This is a genomic window from Microbacterium sp. VKM Ac-2923, from assembly GCF_022815605.1.
In the GTDB taxonomy this organism is placed as follows: Bacteria; Actinomycetota; Actinomycetes; order Actinomycetales; family Microbacteriaceae; genus Microbacterium.
This window is the reverse complement of record NZ_JALGRP010000004.1, coordinates 22,191-38,383: the sequence shown is the minus strand read 5'-3', so window position 1 is coordinate 38,383 and position 16,193 is coordinate 22,191. Positions and strand designations below refer to the sequence as shown.

Genomic DNA, 16,193 nt, shown 5'->3' with positions numbered 1-16,193 from the left:
CGGCGGGGCAGACGGGGCGGATGATGTCGGACTCTTCGCCAGCCGGCCGTCGACGGGCGGTCGATGGGGCGGCGCTTCAGCACTGTCAGAGTGCACGACACCAGGGTGCGCGTCCTGCTGCGCACGGGGACTGAGAAACGGAGTGACCAATGGCCGAGAAGACGCCCATGACATTCGATGAATCGCGGATCATCCCTCGGCGAACACTGGTGGCGGCAGCCGGATGGGCGGTGCCGGCGATCGCCGTCACGACGGCCAGTCCCGCCTTCGCCAGCTCAGGGCAGTCGGTGAACGTCTCGACTCCCTCGAATCAAGCGCCTGCATCGGGACCTGTGACGGCCACCTCGATCGTCACGAACGCGGCGGGGCAGGCTGTGGCGGGGCAGTCGGTGTCGTTCACGGGGCCCTCCGGATCATCGTTCATACCGGCGACCGCGACCACCGATGGCGCGGGAGCCGCGACCAGCACGCTCGACCTCGCGACGCCCTGGGCGACCCCCGGCTCATCTGTCACGATCTCCGCGGTGACTGGCTCGGGAAGTGCCTCGCGTGCCCTCAGGGTCGTGGGATCCAATGCCGTCGTCGCGGGTCGCAGCTACTCGGCAACTCCCGGGCAGACCGAGTTCGTCTTCCCCTCTCCTGTCGCATCGATGATCTCCTCGAGTGTGATCAGTACGATTTTCCTCGCGCTCCTGGTAGACGGCACCGTCTGGGCGAAGGGCGGGAACGACTCCGGCCAGCTCGGCGACGGAACGACCACCGCGCGTTCCACGTGGGCCGTCGTCCCCGGGCTCACGGGCGTCACCCAGATCGCCGCGGGGAGCTCAACCATCTACGCACTGCTGTCGAATCGAACGGTCAAGGCATGGGGGAACAATGCCCACGGTCAGATCGGCGACGGGACCTCGGGCACCAACCGGCTGGGGCCGACCGTGGTCTCGACCCTCACCAACGTCTCGTCCATCGCCGCAGGCAATCAGACGGGGTACGCGGTCGTCGGAGGCATCGTGAAGGCATGGGGGTGGAACTCGAGCGGTCAGGTGGGAGACGGCGGAACGTCGGATCGGCTCACGCCCACGACGGTGGGCGGTATCTCCGGCGGGGTGACCCAGGTCGCCGGCGGCTCCGCCTGCACGTTCGCCCTGCTCTCCAACGGCACGGTCATGGCTTGGGGCGACAACGCCTACGGCCAAATGGGTGACGGAACGACGGGCGCTGATCGTCTCTCCGCGGGCGCCGTCCCCGGGTTGAGCAACGTGACGCAGATCGCTGCGGGGGTCGGGACGGGCTACGCCCTCCGGGGCGATGGATCGGTGAAGGCGTGGGGGCTGAACACCCTGGGCCGGATCGGCGATGGGACCACCGTGAACAAAGCTGTTCCCACGCAGGTGTCCGGACTCACCTCGGGAGTCACGGAGATCGCGGCTGGAGCCGCCTCGGCCCACGCCCTGGTGACCGACGGATCCGTACGATCGTGGGGGTACAACTACTACGGACAGCTGGGCGACGGAACGAAGAACGACAGCTCCATCCCCGTCACCATGGCGCTTCCGGCCGGTCGGACGGTCCGTCGTCTCAACTCCTCGTCGGCGTCGATGACGGCGACCGTGGTCATGTCGACGAGCTGACCGTCACGACCCGCTCCACCTGCGACGTCGCTCCGTGCGTACCGGTGGATCACACACCGGATGCCGAGGCCCTGAGGCCCCGGCATCCGGTGTCTTCGATCGCGCTCAGGACTTGCGGGCGACGCGGTTCTCGGCGCTGACCATCCACGACAGCTGTTCGAGGCGCTCGAGCACGCCGTGCAGGATGTCGGCGCTCGTGGGGTCTTCCTCGTCGACGCCGTCGTGCACGTCGCGGACGGTGCCCACCGTCGCGTCGAGACGCTCGGTGATGAGGTCGATGACCTCGGCGGTGTCGACCTCGCCCTGGGGGAACTCCGGGAGGGTCGTGGTCTCGGCGACCGTGTCGCTCCGTCCGTCGGGCAGGGCGTGCAGGGCGCGCATACGCTCGGCGACCTCGTCGCTGAACTCGCGCGCGGCGTCGATGATCTCGTCGAGCTGAAGGTGGGTGTCGCGGAAGTTCTTGCCCACGACGTTCCAGTGGGCCTGCTTGCCCTGGATCGACAGTTCGATCAGGTCGACGAGCACGGCTTGCAGCGCGTCCGTCAGCTTCTCCGACGCCTGGAAGCCCTTCTCGGCGTTCTGCTCGTCCGTGGTTTCGGGGCCGCTGCCGCCACGGGCGGGACGACGGCGGTTCTTGGTGGTCTCCTGGGTGGCGGACATGCGCCTTCCTTTCCCTCGCGTTCATCAGCGACGTTAGGCCGCAATCCGAGCCGTGCGGCGGGGGTTGCGAGGCCGTCCGCGGCGAGGTACCTGCGGCGCACGAGGTCTCCGTAGCCGTTCGGCATCCTTTCGACAACCCCGCCTCGGGGTCGCCGGGCCGTTCCTAGCGTGAGGGCGTGACAACCACCCCTCCTGCCCCGTCTCGACCGCTGCGCGATTACGCGGCCATCGGCGATGGGCGAACAGTGGCGCTCATCGGCCTCGACGGGTCGGTCGATTGGCTGCCCCTACCCAACATCCACTCCCGGCCGGTGTTCGCGCGGATCGTCGACGAGTCGGCCGGAGGCTGCATCCAGCTGGCGCCGGTGGACGACTACGAGGTCACGCGACGCTACATCCCGCGCACGAACGTGCTCGAGACGACCTTCACCACCGCGACCGGTGTCGCGAAGGTCACCGACGCGATGGTCACCGGCATCGCCGGTCGTCTGCCGTGGGCCGAGCTCGCGCGTCGCGTCGACGGGGTGACGGGCGAGGTCGAGTTCGCATGGTGCGTGCAGCCGGGCACGATGCTGCGCTCGGCGGCTCCGTGGACGGAACGCATCGACGGCTTCTCGATCATGCGCATCGGCCACGTCTCGCTCGCCGTCGTCGGACACGAACACGGCCTGCACGGCGATCCGGACGCGGGGAACGAGAGCATCGACGGCGGCTTCACGACCTCGAAGGACTCGCGCCACCTGCTCGTTATCGCCGCGACCGAGGGCGAACCCCTCCGTGTGCCGGACGCGAAGAACGTCGATCGCGGCATCGACCGCACGGTCGACGGGTGGACGATGTGGTCGGACGAGTTCTCCTACGACGGTCCCTGGGCCGATGACGTCCAGCGCAGCGCGCTGGCCCTGAAGCTTCTGCTGTTCAGCCCGACCGGTGCGATCGCGGCGGCCGCGACCACCTCGTTGCCGGAGAGCCCGCGCGGCGGCAAGAACTGGGACTACCGCTACGCCTGGGTGCGCGACCTCGCCTACACCGCCCACGCGTGGGTGGGCTTCGGCCTGCGCGAGGAGACGCACGCGGCGATCTCGTGGTTGCTGCGCACGATCCGCAGGAACGGCCCCGAAGTGCAGGTCATGTACACCCTCGACGGCGACGCCGAGATCGGGCTCGAGAAGCACGACGTGCCGGGGTGGAACGGCAATCAGCCCGTCGTCACCGGGAATCCCGCGCAAGGGCAGCTGCAGCTCGGCGTCTACGGCGACCTCATCGCGCTGTGTCGCACGTACGTCGAGGCGGGCAACCGCCTCGACATCCAGACCGGGCGCCTGCTCGCCGATGTCGCCGACCGCACGTGCGATCTGTGGCGGCGCGAGGATTCAGGCATGTGGGAGCTCCCGGAGCTGCGCCACTACACGTCGTCGAAGATGGGCTGCTGGAAGGCCCTCGACGATGCCCAGTGGCTCGCCGCGGGCGGACACATCCCCGACAACGGCGACCGCTGGCGTGCGGAGCGGGACCGCGTCCACGCGTGGGTCGAGGAACACTGCTGGTCGGAGAAGGTCGAGGCCTACACGATCGCCCCCGGGAGTGAGGATCTCGACGCCTCGGTGCTGCTGCACGCCCCGACCGGTTTCGACCGCGGCGAGCGGATGTCGAAGACCCTGGATGCCATCACCGCGCGTCTCACCACCGAGAACCACCTCGTCTACCGGTACACCGGCATGGACCAGGAGGAGCAGACCTTCGTCGCCTGCGCCTTCTGGCGGGCGACGGCACTCGCGTGCGTCGGCCGCCACGCCGAGGCGGTCGAGGCCATGGACGCGCTCGTCGCCCAGGGCAACGACGTCGGCGTCTACGCGGAGATGATCGCCGAGACCGATGGCGCCTTCTGGGGCAATCTGCCGCAAGCCCTCAGCCATCTCGCCCTCATCAACGCCGCCCTCGTCATCCGCGATCTCGTCGACGACGCCGACCTCTGCGGACACTGATCCCCGCCGGTGCGGTTCCGCCCCGGCATCCCCCTGAAAGGACTCGCCATGAGCACGCAGTACACGTTCACCGATCCCACGAAGCTCTACGCCGACATCGACCCGAAGGCGCAGGATCAGCCCGAGCCGGGTCTCGACGCGGAGCTGACGCCGAAGGCGGCCCTCGGTGAGGACACCTACGTCGGATCCGACCGCCTGAAGGGGCGGAAGGCTCTCATCACGGGCGCCGACTCCGGTATCGGCGCGGCCACGGCCATCGCCTTCGCCCGTGAGGGCGCGTCGGTGGCCATGTCGTACCTCCCCGAGGAGAAGGTGGATGCCGATCGCATCGCCGGTATTCTCCGCGAGGCCGGCGCCACCGTCGTGCAGATCCCCGGCGACCTGCGCGAGCGCGAGTACGCGCGCACGCTGGTGAAGGAGGCCGTCGAGGGCCTCGGCGGCCTCGACATCGTCATCAACAACGGCGGGAAGCAGATCTTCAACGAAGACATCACCACGCTGAGCGACGAGCAGTTCGACGACACCTTCAAGACCAACGTCTACGCGATGTTCTGGATCTGCAAGGAGGCCGTGCCGCACCTGGCGCCCGGCTCCACCATCATCAACACCACCTCGATCCAGGCCTACTCGCCGGCACCGATCCTGGTGGACTACGCCTCGACCAAGGCGACCATCAACACCTTCACCAAGGCGCTCGGTCAGCAGCTCGCGCCGAAGGGCATCCGCGTGAACGCCGTGGCGCCCGGCCCGATCTGGACGCCGCTGCAGGTCACCGACGGCCAGCCCGACGAGAAGGTCGACGAGTTCGGCGAGGAGACCCCGCTCGGGCGTATGGGCCAGCCCGCCGAGCTCGCCCCGGCGTTCGTGTACCTCGCCTCGGCGGAGTCGAGCTACGTCATCGGCGAGACGCTCAACGTCAACGGCGGGATGCCGACGCCGTAAGTGCCGCGCAGGAAGGGCCGTCGTCCGGGTGCGGGCGGCGGCCCGTTCCGCGCGCGCGCGGGTCTCGGTCCCTTCGACAGGCTCAGGGACCTGTACGCATTCAGGAACTCTTGCGCGGCCCGCGACCGCACATGGGGAGGTGGCTGAGCCTGTCGAAGCCACCGGTGGCGTCAGACGAGAGCCTTCCGGTAGAAGATCTCGCCGTCGGCGGTCTCCTCGGTGCGGTGGTAGCCCTCCCGCTCGTACAGACGCTGATTCGCCTCGCTCAAGCCCCCGGTGAACAGTTCCGATCCGGTCGCTCCGGACTCACGGCCCCGTTGTTCGACCGCACCGAGCAGGAGCGTGCCGAGCCCCTCACCCTGCTGATCGGGCGCGATCGCGAGGCGCCCGATGAGCAGCAGGCCATCGTCGAGTCGCGCGCGCACGGCACCGACCATGCGGTGGCCCGCGACGGCGACGCAACCGAGGTTCTCGACGAGTTCGGCCCGCAGCTCCTCCAGGGTCTGGGTGAGCGGCGGCATGTCGGGATCGCCGTAGACGAGTGCTTCGCTCGCGAAGGCGGCGCGCTGGATGGTCAATACCTCACCGGCATCGTCGGGGGTGACGGGGCGAATGGTCGGCGCGTTCGACATGGGGTCATTTGTGAGGGAGTGTGCGGTCAGGTTAACTATCATGGGCATCTACGCCCTGGTTTCTCGCCGATGGGCTAATGCCCCCATGAACGACTTCTTCGATACGAGCGTCCGCACCGCCGATGTGGCCGAGACGCAGGCGTGGCTGCAGGCGCAGTACGGTCAGGTCGACGTCCAGGCGGACCGGGCGACGATATCCGAGCACGCCGTGGGGGATGCGGCTTTCTCGCTGCGTCGACTGGACTGGGACTGCCGGGCCGAGGTGATCTACGAGGCCGATCGCTTCTACTTCGCCACCTCGACTCCCGGGTACGCGTGGACCGTGGGGTCGACGTCGGGGGAGTACAGCGTCGAACCGGGTCTCGTGCAACCCGGTCAGGAGCTCGTGGGGCACCCCAGCGACACCACCCTGCACCTCGTCGCCTTCGACGTCGACTGGTTGACCGAGTCTGCTCGAGCCATCTATGGCGACCAGTCGCTCACCATCAGCTTCGCCGACGCCGAGCCCGTGTCGCGGAGGATGCGCGACTATTGGCTCGCGACCGTTCGATGGGCGCTGACCCAGGTGCCCGTGATGGCGGAACCCCTCGCCCGCGCGCACGTGCGGCGGTCGCTGGTGGCGGCGACACTGGAGACCTTCCCCCTGGCCGGCGACCCGCGGGAACGTCGTGCGTCCGCCCTCGAGCAAGCGTCGATCTACACCGCCGCGACGGCGTGGATCGACGATCATGCCTCGCTGGCTGTGACGGTGGACGACGCCGCCCGTGCCGTCGGGACATCTGCTCTGGGTCTCCGGCGTGCGTTCGCCGCGAATGGTCAACTCAGCGACAACCCGGAGGGATACCTGACGGCGGCCCGCGTGAGCGCGGCGCATGCCGACCTCGTCGACGCCGACCCGACCTGCGTCACGCTCGACGAGGTCGCCGCCCGCTGGGGGTTCCTCGACCGCGGCGCCTTCGCCGCGGCATACCGCGCCGCATATGGCGTGCCGCCCGAGCGAACGCTCCGACGCTGAGGGGTCAACGGTCGCGGTCGGTGTACTCGCCCGGGTCGTCGAGAGATTCGTGGGACTCGTCGCCCCCGGGTAGCTCCACGTCGGTGTACGCACCCGCCTCGTCCGACCGCGGCCGGGCATCGGTGCCGTCGGCGTTCTCGCGGTCGACGTACTCGCCCGGCAGATCGGCGCTTCCTCGGTCCGCCGTGCCATCGGGCAGCTGCAGATCGGTGTACTGGCCCTCTTCGGGTCCCGTGCCGTGTCCATTGACATCGCGCTCAGCCATTGCCGCCTCCAGGATCGTGGTGGCTCGACGGTAGACCCGCATCGGCGGAGCCGCAGCCGTCTTGACAGACGCGGCACCCGCCCGCGTTCCGCGTCGCCAAGCGAGCGCCGGCGTGTCAAGGCACAGGCGCCCGCGCGTCGCCACGGGAGCGCTCCCGTGTCAAGGCCATGGGGGTCCGCGTCGAGGCGCGACAGTGTGAGGTCATGCCCGCTCTCGCCATCATCCTCGTCATCGTCGGTCTCGTGCTCCTGTTCCTCGGCATCTTCGTCGAGGCGGTGAAGTTCCTGTTGTGGATCGGCGTCATCGTCCTGATCGTCGGTATCGTCGCCGCGGTCTTGCGTTTCGTCCGCCGAAAGGTCTGAGGTGCTCTCCGGGGCAGCGTCATCCGTGGTCCCCGGCTCCTCGTCGCGCGGCCGGACCGCGCGGCCGGACCGCGCGGCCGACCACCTGCTTCTCAGGCCGAGAACAGATCGCGAGCCCGCGGCCGGTGGAGGGACGCGACCTCGTCGAGCGCCGGGCCGAGCTCGGGGTACCGGAATGAGAAACCCGCCTCGGTGAGCGCGCGCGGTATCGCCCACCGACTCTTCAGCACGAGCTCCGGTTCGGTGCGCAGCAGCGCCATGGCCGGGTCGAGCATCCAGCGGAATGCCGGCAGGCCCCACGGCATCCTGGCCACGCGCCGGATCTCTCGCATGAGCGCGCGGTTGTCGCTGACACCGGGAGCCGAGAGGTTCACGGGTCCGGCGAGGTCGTCGCGGTCCCGGAGGAAGCGGACGGATGCCACGACATCGTCGATGTGGATCCAGCTGAACCGCTGGCGACCGGCCGTGCGGTGCCACGACGACCACGCCGGACCGGTGGGCCGCGCGCCGATTCCACGGTAGCGGCGGTGCGGGAACCACCAGCTGTCGATCTGGGGGCCGCCGAGACCTCCTCGTCCGAGGGCGAACAGCATGCGGGTCGCGGGTCCGTCACCCAGCACGATGGCCATGCGCAGCGCCACGCGCCGGGTGCCGGGCAACTCTCCCGCGAAGAGCGCCCGTTCCCAGCTCGTTGCCACATCGACCGAGAAGCCGGCGCCCAGGATCCCGTCGGTCTCGTCGTTTCCGTGCTCGGTCTCGTGCCGGTAGATCGTGGCGGTGGAGGCGTTCATCCACACCCGCGGCGGGCGCTCGGCCCGTGCGACGGCGGTGTGCAGTTCGCGGGTCGTCTCGACGCGCGAGCGGAGGATCTCGTCACGGTTCGCGTCGGTGTAGCGGCACGACACGATCTTGCCCGCGAGGTTGACCAGCACCTCGGCGCCGTCGATCAGCCGCGCGACGGCGGCGGCGTCGCCCCACACGGCGTCGCCGGTGCGGCCCACGGTGGCCACCTCGTACCCGTCGTCCTCGAACGCCGCGACGAGGGCCCGACCCACGAAGCCACTCGCTCCGGCGATCACGGCACGGGGTCGGGTCACGGCATCCTCCAGGTCTCGGTGGCCTCAGCCTAGGGGCGACCGCGCGCGTGCCTCGACGGGCGGCCGCGCGCTCCCGGCTGACACAATGGATGCCATGCGACGACACGACCGGGGCTCGCGCGTCGCGCGCGGAGCCGTCGCGGCGTGCATGGCGACCTTCGTCGCGCTCGTGTCGCACGTGTCGGCCGGGGGAGTCATCCCGGGTCTCATCGGGATCGTGGTGCCGCTCGCGCTGTCATTCGTCGTGTGTGCCGTCCTCGCCGGCCGAAGACTGTCGGCGGCGAGACTCGGCCTGTCCGTCGTGATCAGCCAGACGCTGTTCCACACGCTCTTCGTGCTCGGCAGCTACGATCTCGGCACCGGTGGACACGCACACGGCGCTGCTGTCACCGTGACCGCGGCCGGTTCATCGGGCCCCGCACTCACGATGGATGCCGGCATGGCGGCCGGTCACCTGATCGCCGCCGTCGTGACGACGGTGGCGGTCCACCGCGGCGAACGCACGATCGCGGCGCTCGGCGCCTTGGCGGTGCGCTGCGTCGCGTGGCTGCGGGCGCGCGCCCGCCTCGTCGTCACGGCGTGCGTCCCGAGCCCGGCGCGGAGCGTGCGCGCCGCGATCGTCGTCGCCGTGCAGCCGGTTTCGGCCCTTGTCGTTCGAGCGAGCGCTCGTCGCGGCCCGCCGGTCGCGGCATCCTGAGTCCCGCCCCACGCGTCCGCGTCATGGGGCGGTCGGCCGTCGAGCCGGGTGCCGTCGTGCGCCCGCCGGGGCTGCTCCGCGTCCACTGAGGACGCGTTCCGACCATCAGTACCCGCCGTCCCCGACGATGCAGCATCGCGTGTCGTCTCGGCGGGCGGCGGTCTCGGCGATGCCGTCTCGGCCGCCGGATGACGGGTGCCCCGCACCCGGAAAGCGATCTCGCAATGTCTTCACTCCGCATGAACCCGGTGGTCCGCTCGTGACCGTTACAGAACCCGCGGCCCCGAGCGCGGCCGCCTCGCCGGCCCCGGTCCGGACAGGGTGGCTCACCGCCCTGCTGCGCCGCCTGCACTTCTTCGCCGGACTTCTCGTCGGACCGTTCATCGTCGTGGCGGCCCTGAGCGGGGCGCTGTACGCCCTCACCCCGAGTCTGGAGAGGGGGCTGTACGCGCACGAGCTCACCGCGTCGTCGACGCGTGACGGCATGCCCCTGGCCGACCAGATCGACGCGGCCGAAGCGTACGTCGGCGGTGGGACGCCCGTGGCGGTGCGTCCGGCGCCGGCACCGGGCGACACCACCCGCGTGATGTTCGCCGACGATGCCCTGCCCGAGAGCACGACGCGGGCCGTCTTCGTCGATCCCGCGACCGCGGAGATCCGCGGCGACCTGCCCGTCTACGGCACGAGCGGTGCGTTGCCGCTGCGGCACTGGATCAGCGACCTGCACCGCTCCTTGCACCTGGGCGATGTCGGGCGGTGGTACAGCGAGCTCGCGGCATCCTGGCTCGGCATCGTTGCGCTCGCGGGGCTCGGCCTGTGGGTCGGGCGGTTCCTGGCCACGCGCCGGCGGTCCAGCCGTCGGGCCCGTGGCTATCGGCGCCTGTTGCGGTGGCACTCGGGGCTCGGCGTCGGGCTCGTGCTGGGAGCGTTGTTCCTCTCGGCCACCGGGATCACGTGGTCGACGTTCGCGGGGGCGCACGTGGCGGATCTGCGCGCGGCGGTCGGGGCGGGCACACCCACTCTGGTGACGACTCTCGACGGCACGGCCGGCGCGGGCGAACACGCCCACCACGGCGGAGGGCACGAGCCTGTCACCGCGGCCGACGCCGCGACGTTCGATACGGTTCTCGCCGCCGCGCGAACGGTGAACGTGAACTCCGGCGATGTCGAGATCCGTCCGCCCGCCGCCGAGGGAACGGCATGGGTCGTGCAGGAGATCCACCGCAGCTTCCCGACCGAGGTGGATGCCGTGGCGATCGACGCCTCGACCATGCGGGTGACCGACCGGGTCGACTTCGCCGACTACCCGCTCCTCGCCAAGCTCTCCCGCTGGGGCGTCGATCTGCACATGGGCACGATGTTCGGGCTCGCCAATCAGCTCGTGCTCTTCGCCCTCGCAATCGGTATCGCGGCGCTGGTCGTGCTGGGCTACACGATGTGGTGGAAGCGGCGGCCGACGCGGGGGCTCGCCACCGCGCCCGCGCGGGGCGTGCTGCGACACGCGCCGTGGTGGGGGATCGGTGCGGTGCTCGCCGCGGCGGTGGCGATCGGACTCGTGCTGCCCCTGGTCGGCTTCACCCTCGCGGCGTTCGTCGCGATCGACGTGCTTCTCGGGTGGCGGGCGGGGCGCGTGTCACCGTCCGGGCGGCGCGGAGCCGCGTCACCCGGACGCCGCGTCGACTCTCGCTGCCGCGGGGCTGCCTCTCGCTGCCGCGGGGCTGCCTCTCGCTGACGCGGGGCTGGCTCTCGCGGCTGCGGGGCTGGCTCTCGCGGCTGCGGCACGGGTTGTCGTGCCGCGGTACCGCGAGACGGCATCTCGCTGACATGTCGGTTGCAGGTTGCAAACGCGTCGTCGGCGGGATGCCGTTTCGCGGGGCATGAGCTGCCCCGCGGAACTCCGCGTCGGCGCGGCGCGATGCGGCCCCCGCCGGCTCAGGCGAGCAACTGGTGCATCGTCACCGAGCCGTTCGTCGGTTGCTCGAAACCCAGGCTCCGGTACAGCGCCTGGCCCGGCGGATCGGCCAGCAGCGTCACGTACGCCCCCTCGGGGGCCTTCGCGCGGATCTCCGCGAGGAGGTCCTCGAGGATGCGACGCCCGAGTCCACGCCGCTGATACTCGGGCAGCGTCGCCATGTCGGCGATGAGGAAGTACCACCCGCCGTCTCCCACCACGCGACCCATCGCGACCGATCGGCCCGTGGCATCCACGATCCGGCGCCAGGCCCAGCTGTTCGCCAGAGCCGGCGCCCCCTGCTCAGGGCGCTTGGGCGTCAGACCCGAGGCGCGGCGCAGCTCGAGGTAGTCGTCGAGGCTCGGGGCGAGGGGTTCCAGGCGGAGGCCGTCCATGACCCCAGCCTGGCAGGGACCGGCCTCCGACGAACGGATCCGTGGGTGGCGACGCTTCGTACGACGCCTGCCGCGCACGCCGCCCCTACCGGCTGGCGGACGCGAGAGTGACGATCGTCCGGGCGAGGGCCGCGGCGTCGACCTGTCCGGTCGTGTCCACCTCGTGGAGCGGTCCCGCGCCCAGGGCAGCGACCGGACGACCCCGCGACGGGCGCCGCTCACCACCCGACATCGGCGGGTGCCGAGCGGCCGCCGTCGATGACCGGCCCGGTAGCGCGTCAGGCGCCGTCGGGATGAGGGAGGTTCTGCGCGATCTTGCTGGATGCCGCAGAATCGCGGCCGACACCGGGCTGGAACTGCGCGATGGGGTCGTCGGCGTCGACATGGGGCTCGCCGCCGTCGCGCACCGGCGGGGAGGCCGGAGTGCGGTCGCTCTCGGCGGCGTCATCGGACGCGTGCGCCTCGCCGGCGGTGTCCTCGGTGTGGCGCGAGGTGGAGCCGCCGTCGCCGTGGTCCGTACCGCGTTCGGTCAGGCCGTCGGCCGCGCGCGTACCGACACCGGGCAGGTCGTTCTGGCTCGAGACGTTCTGGATGCGGGCCTCGTCGTCGGCGTCGATCTCAGCCGTGCCGACGGCTCCCGAGTCGGCTCCGGCGGCGCCCGCGGGCACGTCGGCGGCCACCCCCTCGGATTCGGGGACGATGTTCTCTTCGTCGGCTCCGGGGAACCGGTCGGCGGGAGTGTTCATGGCGATCCTTCCGTGGGTGTGCCGCAACGTTAGGCGCGGCACCGGCGGGGCGGGCCGGGGTTGCGCTCGGTCGCACCGCGGCATCCGTTCCCGCATGGCCCCGGTGTCGGAGGGGCTGGATAGGCTCGACGGAGCTTCGAAAGGAACCGCAATGCAGCAGCGTCCCCTCTCCCGTACCGGCCGCGAGGTCTCGGCGATCGGCCTCGGCACTTGGCAGCTCGGCCCCGACTGGGGCGGGGTGAGCGAGGATGATGCGCTCGCGGTGCTCGCGGCGGCGGCCGACGCGGGGGTGACGCTGTTCGACACCGCCGACGTCTACGGCGACGGACGCTCCGAAGAGATCATCGGGAAGTTCCTGCGCAGCACCGATGCCGCGGACATCACCGTCGCGACCAAGATGGGCCGGCGCGCCGAGCAGTCGCCCGAGCACTTCACGATCAAGAACTACCGCGGCTGGCTCGACAGGTCGCGCCGTCTGCTCGGCACCGACACGCTCGACCTGGTGCAGCTGCACTGCCCGCCCTCGGCCGTCATCGACGACGACGCCACGTGGGAGGCGCTCGACCAGCTCGTCGCGGAGGGGGTGATCGCCGCATACGGCGCCTCGGTGGAGACGATGCAGCAGGCCTTGTCGGCGCTTCGCCGACCGAACCTGACCAACCTGCAGATCATCTTCAATCCGTTCCGTCTCAAGCCCCTCGATGAGGTGCTGCCGCTCGCGGCCGAGAAGAACGTGGCAGTCCTCGCGCGCGTTCCCCTCGCGAGCGGCCTGCTCTCGGGGAAGTACACGCGCGACACCACGTTCGACAAGGACGACCACCGCACGTACAACCGCAACGGCGAGGCTTTCGATAAGGGCGAGACCTTCTCGGGCGTCCCCTTCGACGAGGGCGTGGCTGCGGCCGACGAGCTGAGGGCGTCGCTGCCCGAGGGTGTGACGCTCCCCGCGGCGACGCTGGCGTGGATCGCGTCGCGCGAGGGCGTGACCTCGGTCATCCCCGGTGCCCGATCGGTGACGCAGGCGACGGCGAACGCGGCCGCGGCCGATCTGATCACGGGCGGCTTCGACCTCGACGCGTTCGACGCCCTGGTGCGCGACGTGTACGACCGTCGACTGCGCGCGGAGATCCACCCGCAGTGGTGACGCACCCATGACGAGAGCCGGGCCCGCCCCGAAGGGTGGACCCGGCTCTCGAGGGATCGGACGTCAGCTGACGTCGCCGCGCCACGCGCCGGACTCGGCACCACGTGACTCGATGTACTTCTTGAAGTTGTCGAGGTCCTTCTTCACCGAGTGGTCGTCGGCGCCGAAGACGGCACCGAGCTTCTCGAGCAGGCCGGTGGGCTCCCAGTCGATCTGCACGGTGACGCGGGTCTCGTCGTCGGAGAGACGGTGGAAAGTCACGACACCAGCGTGGTTCTCGTCGCCGCCGACGCTGTTCCACGCGACGCGCTCGTCGGGGTGCTGCTCGGTGATCTCCGCGTCGAACTCGCGCTCGGCGCCGCCGATCTTCACCTTCCAGTGCGTCAGGGTGTCGTTCTTCTGAGTGATGGACTCCACGAAGCTCATGAAGTGCGGAAACTCCTCGAACTGCGTCCACTGGTTGTAGGCGACGCGGACGGGAACGTCGACGTCGATGGTTTCGATGACCTGGGCCATGGTGTCCTCTTTCGTGTGATTTCCGGGGCTGTCCTCAGTCTTCGCGCGGTGACGGTGAGGAGCCCCGGGGTTGAGGGATCCGTATTCGTGCCCTATACGCGCGGACGTGCCTCCGGTGTCCGCATGGGCTCGGAGACCCCGCGTACGGCGGATGGTGCTGAGCTCTTCGACGCCTCCGGCGAGCGGCGAAGAGACCGGGTCAGGCGAGCCCGCGCAGGATCAGGTGCCAGTAGACCCAGGGCAGGATACGGCGATCGGCGATCCAGGACAGGCGCCGCTCGCGATAGAGCGAACGCCAGAACGGAACCGTCGGCTGCAGCCGCCCCTCGCGGTCGAACTCCGCGAACACCACCGTGCCGCGCGACACCGTGAAGGGGACGACGCTGTAGCCGTTGTATTTCGCCGACGGCGTACGTCCTTCGCGGACGGCCTTCATGTTCTTCACGAGCGCCTTCGCCTGCTGACGGATCGCCCCGCCCGAGCGACGCGTGGCGACCGAGGCGGCATCCCCCACGGACCAGACCTCGGGATGACGCAGGTGCTGGAAGGTTTCGTGATCGACGTCGACGAAACCGTGGGGGTCATCGGATGCCGCCAGCCCGCTCCCGGCGATCCATTCCGGTGCCCGTTGCGGCGGTACCGCGTGCAAGACGTCGTACGACAGTGTCTCTTCGGCGTGGCCGTGGCCGATCACGAGCGTGCGGGCGTCGGCATCCACCGACCGGAGCTCCCTGCTGTAGCGCACCTCGATGCCGTACTCGTCGAGCTTGCGTTGCAGTTCCCTGTCGATGGCGGGGATGCCGAAGGGCACGGGGTCGGGGCAGACGAAGACGACGCGGATGTCGTCGCGCACGCCGATCGACCGCCACCAGTCGCACGCCAGATACATGGGCTTCTGCGCCGCGGCGCCGCACGACGCGGGCTCGGGCGGTTGCGTGAACACCACCGTCCCGGAGCGCAGGTCCCGCAGCAGCGGCGACGCTTTCGCCGCGAGGTCGTAGTCGTAGTTCGAGGCACCCGTCGGTGCCGCCATCGCCTCGGGGAGCCCCGGTACCTGCTCCCACGCCATGCGCATGCCGGCGCAGACCACCAGTTGGTCGTAGTCCAGCTGCCCGCCCGAGACGAGGTGCACGCGTCGGGTATCGGCATCGACCGTGAAGACCTCGTCGTGCAGCCACCGCACCCCGGACGGGATGACGTCGGACTGCGCTCGCACAGCCTCGGAGGCGCGCGCGGAACCGCCGGCGACGTGGGACTGCAAGGGTGCGAACACGTGCTGCTCGCGCGGCTCGATCACGGTGATCGTGCCGGCACGCGCTCGATGCAGGCGGCCTGCCACCGAGAGCCCGGCGTTGCCACCGCCGATGACGACGATGCGCGCGGGCACGGTGGTAGGGGAGTCGTTCATGGGGGATCCTCTCGTCTCCCTCACGGTCGCCCGGCACGCTCCGCGGCGCCAGCGCCTTGACAACGTGTGGCATCGACGACGGTCCGGTGACGCCGCCCGATTCGCGCCTCCATCCGCCGGGGATGCCGTGGGATCACCCTCGCGGGGCGGACCTGCGTCGGCTCGCGGAAACGCGGACCGGGCACGAGGCGTGTCAAGGGGCGGACCGGTCGCCTGTCCGGCGTGTGGGATGAGAGCACCGCTGTTCCCGGCGGTGACCCGCGTCCGACGGAAGGACCCCCTCATGAGCGACGCCTCGATCGACCCGACCACCGCCTCTTCGAACCCCGCCACTGACAGCGGGGTCGCTGGTATCCAGCCCCTCCGTGACGGCGACACCTCCATCGAGCCCGACCCCGCGCTCGACCCGGCGCAGGCCGAGTGGGATGCGACGACGGCGCTCGACGAGGGCGCCGACCCCGACGACATCAACCCGGCCACCGCCACGGGCGCCGACCCTGCCGAGATCCCCGCCGACGACAGCGACATCCCGCTGGAGGACATCCACCCGTTCTCCACTGGCACCGACTCGCAGGGCCAGGACCCCGGCGTGGTCGAGCTCGGCGAAGAGGGCCAGGGCGACCTCGCCCCCGAAGACCTCTGAGACCTGCGACGCCTCGGGTGTCCACCGAGGCGGATCCCGGGGCGTCGTGTGCGCCCGTCCGGTGCACGATAGGGGGCGTTCCGACGCACGCCGTGCCCGCGTCTGCC

The 16,193-nt window shown here is 70.4% G+C and carries 17 protein-coding genes; 9 read left to right on the top strand and 8 right to left on the bottom strand.

The window, feature by feature from the left end:
- Nucleotides 1-167: 167 nt before the first annotated feature.
- The gene (locus MT347_RS07975) at nucleotides 168-1,628 is read left to right on the top strand and encodes an RCC1 domain-containing protein (RefSeq protein ID WP_243499879.1); all 1,461 of its coding nucleotides are present in this window, start codon (nucleotides 168-170) and stop codon (nucleotides 1,626-1,628) included.
- A gap of 105 nt (nucleotides 1,629-1,733) precedes the next feature.
- Here MT347_RS07975 and MT347_RS07970 read toward each other — a convergent pair whose 3' ends face one another.
- Nucleotides 1,734-2,288 carry a Dps family protein gene (locus tag MT347_RS07970; protein WP_243499877.1) on the bottom strand — a complete coding sequence of 185 codons (555 nt, stop codon included), beginning with the start codon at nucleotides 2,286-2,288 and terminating at the stop codon, nucleotides 1,734-1,736.
- A gap of 176 nt (nucleotides 2,289-2,464) precedes the next feature.
- Here MT347_RS07970 and MT347_RS07965 point away from each other — a divergent pair, with 176 nt between their 5' ends.
- Together MT347_RS07965 and MT347_RS07960 are read left to right on the top strand one after the other, a co-directional pair.
- A complete protein-coding gene (locus MT347_RS07965) occupies nucleotides 2,465-4,273 on the top strand; it encodes a glycoside hydrolase family 15 protein (RefSeq protein ID WP_243499875.1) in 1,809 nt (602 codons plus the stop codon).
- A gap of 48 nt (nucleotides 4,274-4,321) precedes the next feature.
- The gene (locus MT347_RS07960; RefSeq protein ID WP_243499873.1) at nucleotides 4,322-5,215 is read left to right on the top strand and encodes an SDR family oxidoreductase; all 894 of its coding nucleotides are present in this window, start codon (nucleotides 4,322-4,324) and stop codon (nucleotides 5,213-5,215) included.
- Between the two features lie 170 nt (nucleotides 5,216-5,385).
- On the opposite strand, the gene MT347_RS07955 is transcribed toward MT347_RS07960, so the two are convergent.
- Entirely contained in the window at nucleotides 5,386-5,847 is a 462-nt protein-coding gene (locus MT347_RS07955) for a GNAT family N-acetyltransferase (protein WP_243499870.1), read from the bottom strand.
- A gap of 85 nt (nucleotides 5,848-5,932) precedes the next feature.
- Here MT347_RS07955 and MT347_RS07950 point away from each other — a divergent pair, with 85 nt between their 5' ends.
- Complete coding sequence (locus MT347_RS07950) at nucleotides 5,933-6,862, top strand: helix-turn-helix domain-containing protein (protein WP_243499868.1); 930 nt, start codon at nucleotides 5,933-5,935, stop codon at nucleotides 6,860-6,862.
- A 4-nt stretch (nucleotides 6,863-6,866) separates the two neighbouring features.
- Here MT347_RS07950 and MT347_RS07945 read toward each other — a convergent pair whose 3' ends face one another.
- The gene (locus tag MT347_RS07945; protein ID WP_243499866.1) at nucleotides 6,867-7,127 is read right to left on the bottom strand and encodes a hypothetical protein; all 261 of its coding nucleotides are present in this window, start codon (nucleotides 7,125-7,127) and stop codon (nucleotides 6,867-6,869) included.
- Nucleotides 7,128-7,330: 203 nt separating this feature from the next.
- Here MT347_RS07945 and MT347_RS07940 point away from each other — a divergent pair, with 203 nt between their 5' ends.
- On the top strand, nucleotides 7,331-7,489 hold the full coding sequence (locus tag MT347_RS07940; protein ID WP_243499864.1) for a hypothetical protein: 159 nt from the start codon (nucleotides 7,331-7,333) through the stop codon (nucleotides 7,487-7,489).
- A gap of 92 nt (nucleotides 7,490-7,581) precedes the next feature.
- On the opposite strand, the gene MT347_RS07935 is transcribed toward MT347_RS07940, so the two are convergent.
- Nucleotides 7,582-8,586 (bottom strand): epimerase, encoded by a 1,005-nt coding sequence (locus MT347_RS07935; protein WP_243499862.1) that lies wholly within the window; start codon nucleotides 8,584-8,586, stop codon nucleotides 7,582-7,584.
- 94 nt (nucleotides 8,587-8,680) lie between these two features.
- Between MT347_RS07935 and MT347_RS07930 the strand changes: the two genes are divergently transcribed.
- Nucleotides 8,681-9,283, top strand: a complete 603-nt coding sequence (locus tag MT347_RS07930) for a hypothetical protein (RefSeq protein WP_243499860.1) — start codon at nucleotides 8,681-8,683, stop codon at nucleotides 9,281-9,283.
- A gap of 259 nt (nucleotides 9,284-9,542) precedes the next feature.
- Nucleotides 9,543-11,015: a PepSY domain-containing protein gene (locus tag MT347_RS07925; RefSeq protein WP_243499858.1), complete on the top strand. Its 1,473-nt coding sequence runs from the start codon at nucleotides 9,543-9,545 to the stop codon at nucleotides 11,013-11,015.
- Between the two features lie 200 nt (nucleotides 11,016-11,215).
- Here MT347_RS07925 and MT347_RS07920 read toward each other — a convergent pair whose 3' ends face one another.
- Together MT347_RS07920 and MT347_RS07915 are read right to left on the bottom strand one after the other, a co-directional pair.
- On the bottom strand, nucleotides 11,216-11,629 hold the full coding sequence (locus MT347_RS07920) for a GNAT family N-acetyltransferase (RefSeq protein WP_243499856.1): 414 nt from the start codon (nucleotides 11,627-11,629) through the stop codon (nucleotides 11,216-11,218).
- A gap of 278 nt (nucleotides 11,630-11,907) precedes the next feature.
- Nucleotides 11,908-12,375 carry a hypothetical protein gene (locus MT347_RS07915; protein WP_243499854.1) on the bottom strand — a complete coding sequence of 156 codons (468 nt, stop codon included), beginning with the start codon at nucleotides 12,373-12,375 and terminating at the stop codon, nucleotides 11,908-11,910.
- A gap of 151 nt (nucleotides 12,376-12,526) precedes the next feature.
- Between MT347_RS07915 and MT347_RS07910 the strand changes: the two genes are divergently transcribed.
- Nucleotides 12,527-13,519, top strand: coding sequence for an aldo/keto reductase (locus MT347_RS07910; protein WP_243499852.1), 993 nt, complete (start codon nucleotides 12,527-12,529; stop codon nucleotides 13,517-13,519).
- A gap of 63 nt (nucleotides 13,520-13,582) precedes the next feature.
- Here the strand turns inward: MT347_RS07910 and MT347_RS07905 are convergent, their stop codons facing one another.
- Entirely contained in the window at nucleotides 13,583-14,035 is a 453-nt protein-coding gene (locus MT347_RS07905) for an SRPBCC family protein (RefSeq protein ID WP_243499850.1), read from the bottom strand.
- Between the two features lie 199 nt (nucleotides 14,036-14,234).
- A complete protein-coding gene (locus MT347_RS07900) occupies nucleotides 14,235-15,443 on the bottom strand; it encodes an NAD(P)/FAD-dependent oxidoreductase (protein WP_243499848.1) in 1,209 nt (402 codons plus the stop codon).
- A gap of 283 nt (nucleotides 15,444-15,726) precedes the next feature.
- Here MT347_RS07900 and MT347_RS07895 point away from each other — a divergent pair, with 283 nt between their 5' ends.
- Nucleotides 15,727-16,086, top strand: coding sequence for a sugar ABC transporter ATPase (locus MT347_RS07895; RefSeq protein ID WP_243499845.1), 360 nt, complete (start codon nucleotides 15,727-15,729; stop codon nucleotides 16,084-16,086).
- Nucleotides 16,087-16,193 lie beyond the last annotated feature (107 nt).

Bases quoted from the DNA above. Each gene is read 5' to 3' on its own strand.
- MT347_RS07950 (WP_243499868.1), top strand. From the start codon at position 5,933: ATGAACGACTTCTTCGATACGAGCGTCCGCACCGCCGATGTGGCCGAG.
- MT347_RS07930 (WP_243499860.1), top strand. From the start codon at position 8,681: ATGCGACGACACGACCGGGGCTCGCGCGTCGCGCGCGGAGCCGTCGCG.
- MT347_RS07895 (WP_243499845.1), top strand. From the start codon at position 15,727: ATGAGCGACGCCTCGATCGACCCGACCACCGCCTCTTCGAACCCCGCC.
- MT347_RS07975 (WP_243499879.1), top strand. From the start codon at position 168: ATGACATTCGATGAATCGCGGATCATCCCTCGGCGAACACTGGTGGCG.
- MT347_RS07900 (WP_243499848.1), bottom strand. From the start codon at position 15,443: ATGAACGACTCCCCTACCACCGTGCCCGCGCGCATCGTCGTCATCGGC.
- MT347_RS07920 (WP_243499856.1), bottom strand. From the start codon at position 11,629: ATGGACGGCCTCCGCCTGGAACCCCTCGCCCCGAGCCTCGACGACTAC.
- MT347_RS07940 (WP_243499864.1), top strand. From the start codon at position 7,331: ATGCCCGCTCTCGCCATCATCCTCGTCATCGTCGGTCTCGTGCTCCTG.
- MT347_RS07915 (WP_243499854.1), bottom strand. From the start codon at position 12,375: ATGAACACTCCCGCCGACCGGTTCCCCGGAGCCGACGAAGAGAACATC.
- MT347_RS07955 (WP_243499870.1), bottom strand. From the start codon at position 5,847: ATGTCGAACGCGCCGACCATTCGCCCCGTCACCCCCGACGATGCCGGT.
- MT347_RS07945 (WP_243499866.1), bottom strand. From the start codon at position 7,127: ATGGCTGAGCGCGATGTCAATGGACACGGCACGGGACCCGAAGAGGGC.
- MT347_RS07905 (WP_243499850.1), bottom strand. From the start codon at position 14,035: ATGGCCCAGGTCATCGAAACCATCGACGTCGACGTTCCCGTCCGCGTC.
- MT347_RS07910 (WP_243499852.1), top strand. From the start codon at position 12,527: ATGCAGCAGCGTCCCCTCTCCCGTACCGGCCGCGAGGTCTCGGCGATC.
- MT347_RS07960 (WP_243499873.1), top strand. From the start codon at position 4,322: ATGAGCACGCAGTACACGTTCACCGATCCCACGAAGCTCTACGCCGAC.
- MT347_RS07970 (WP_243499877.1), bottom strand. From the start codon at position 2,288: ATGTCCGCCACCCAGGAGACCACCAAGAACCGCCGTCGTCCCGCCCGT.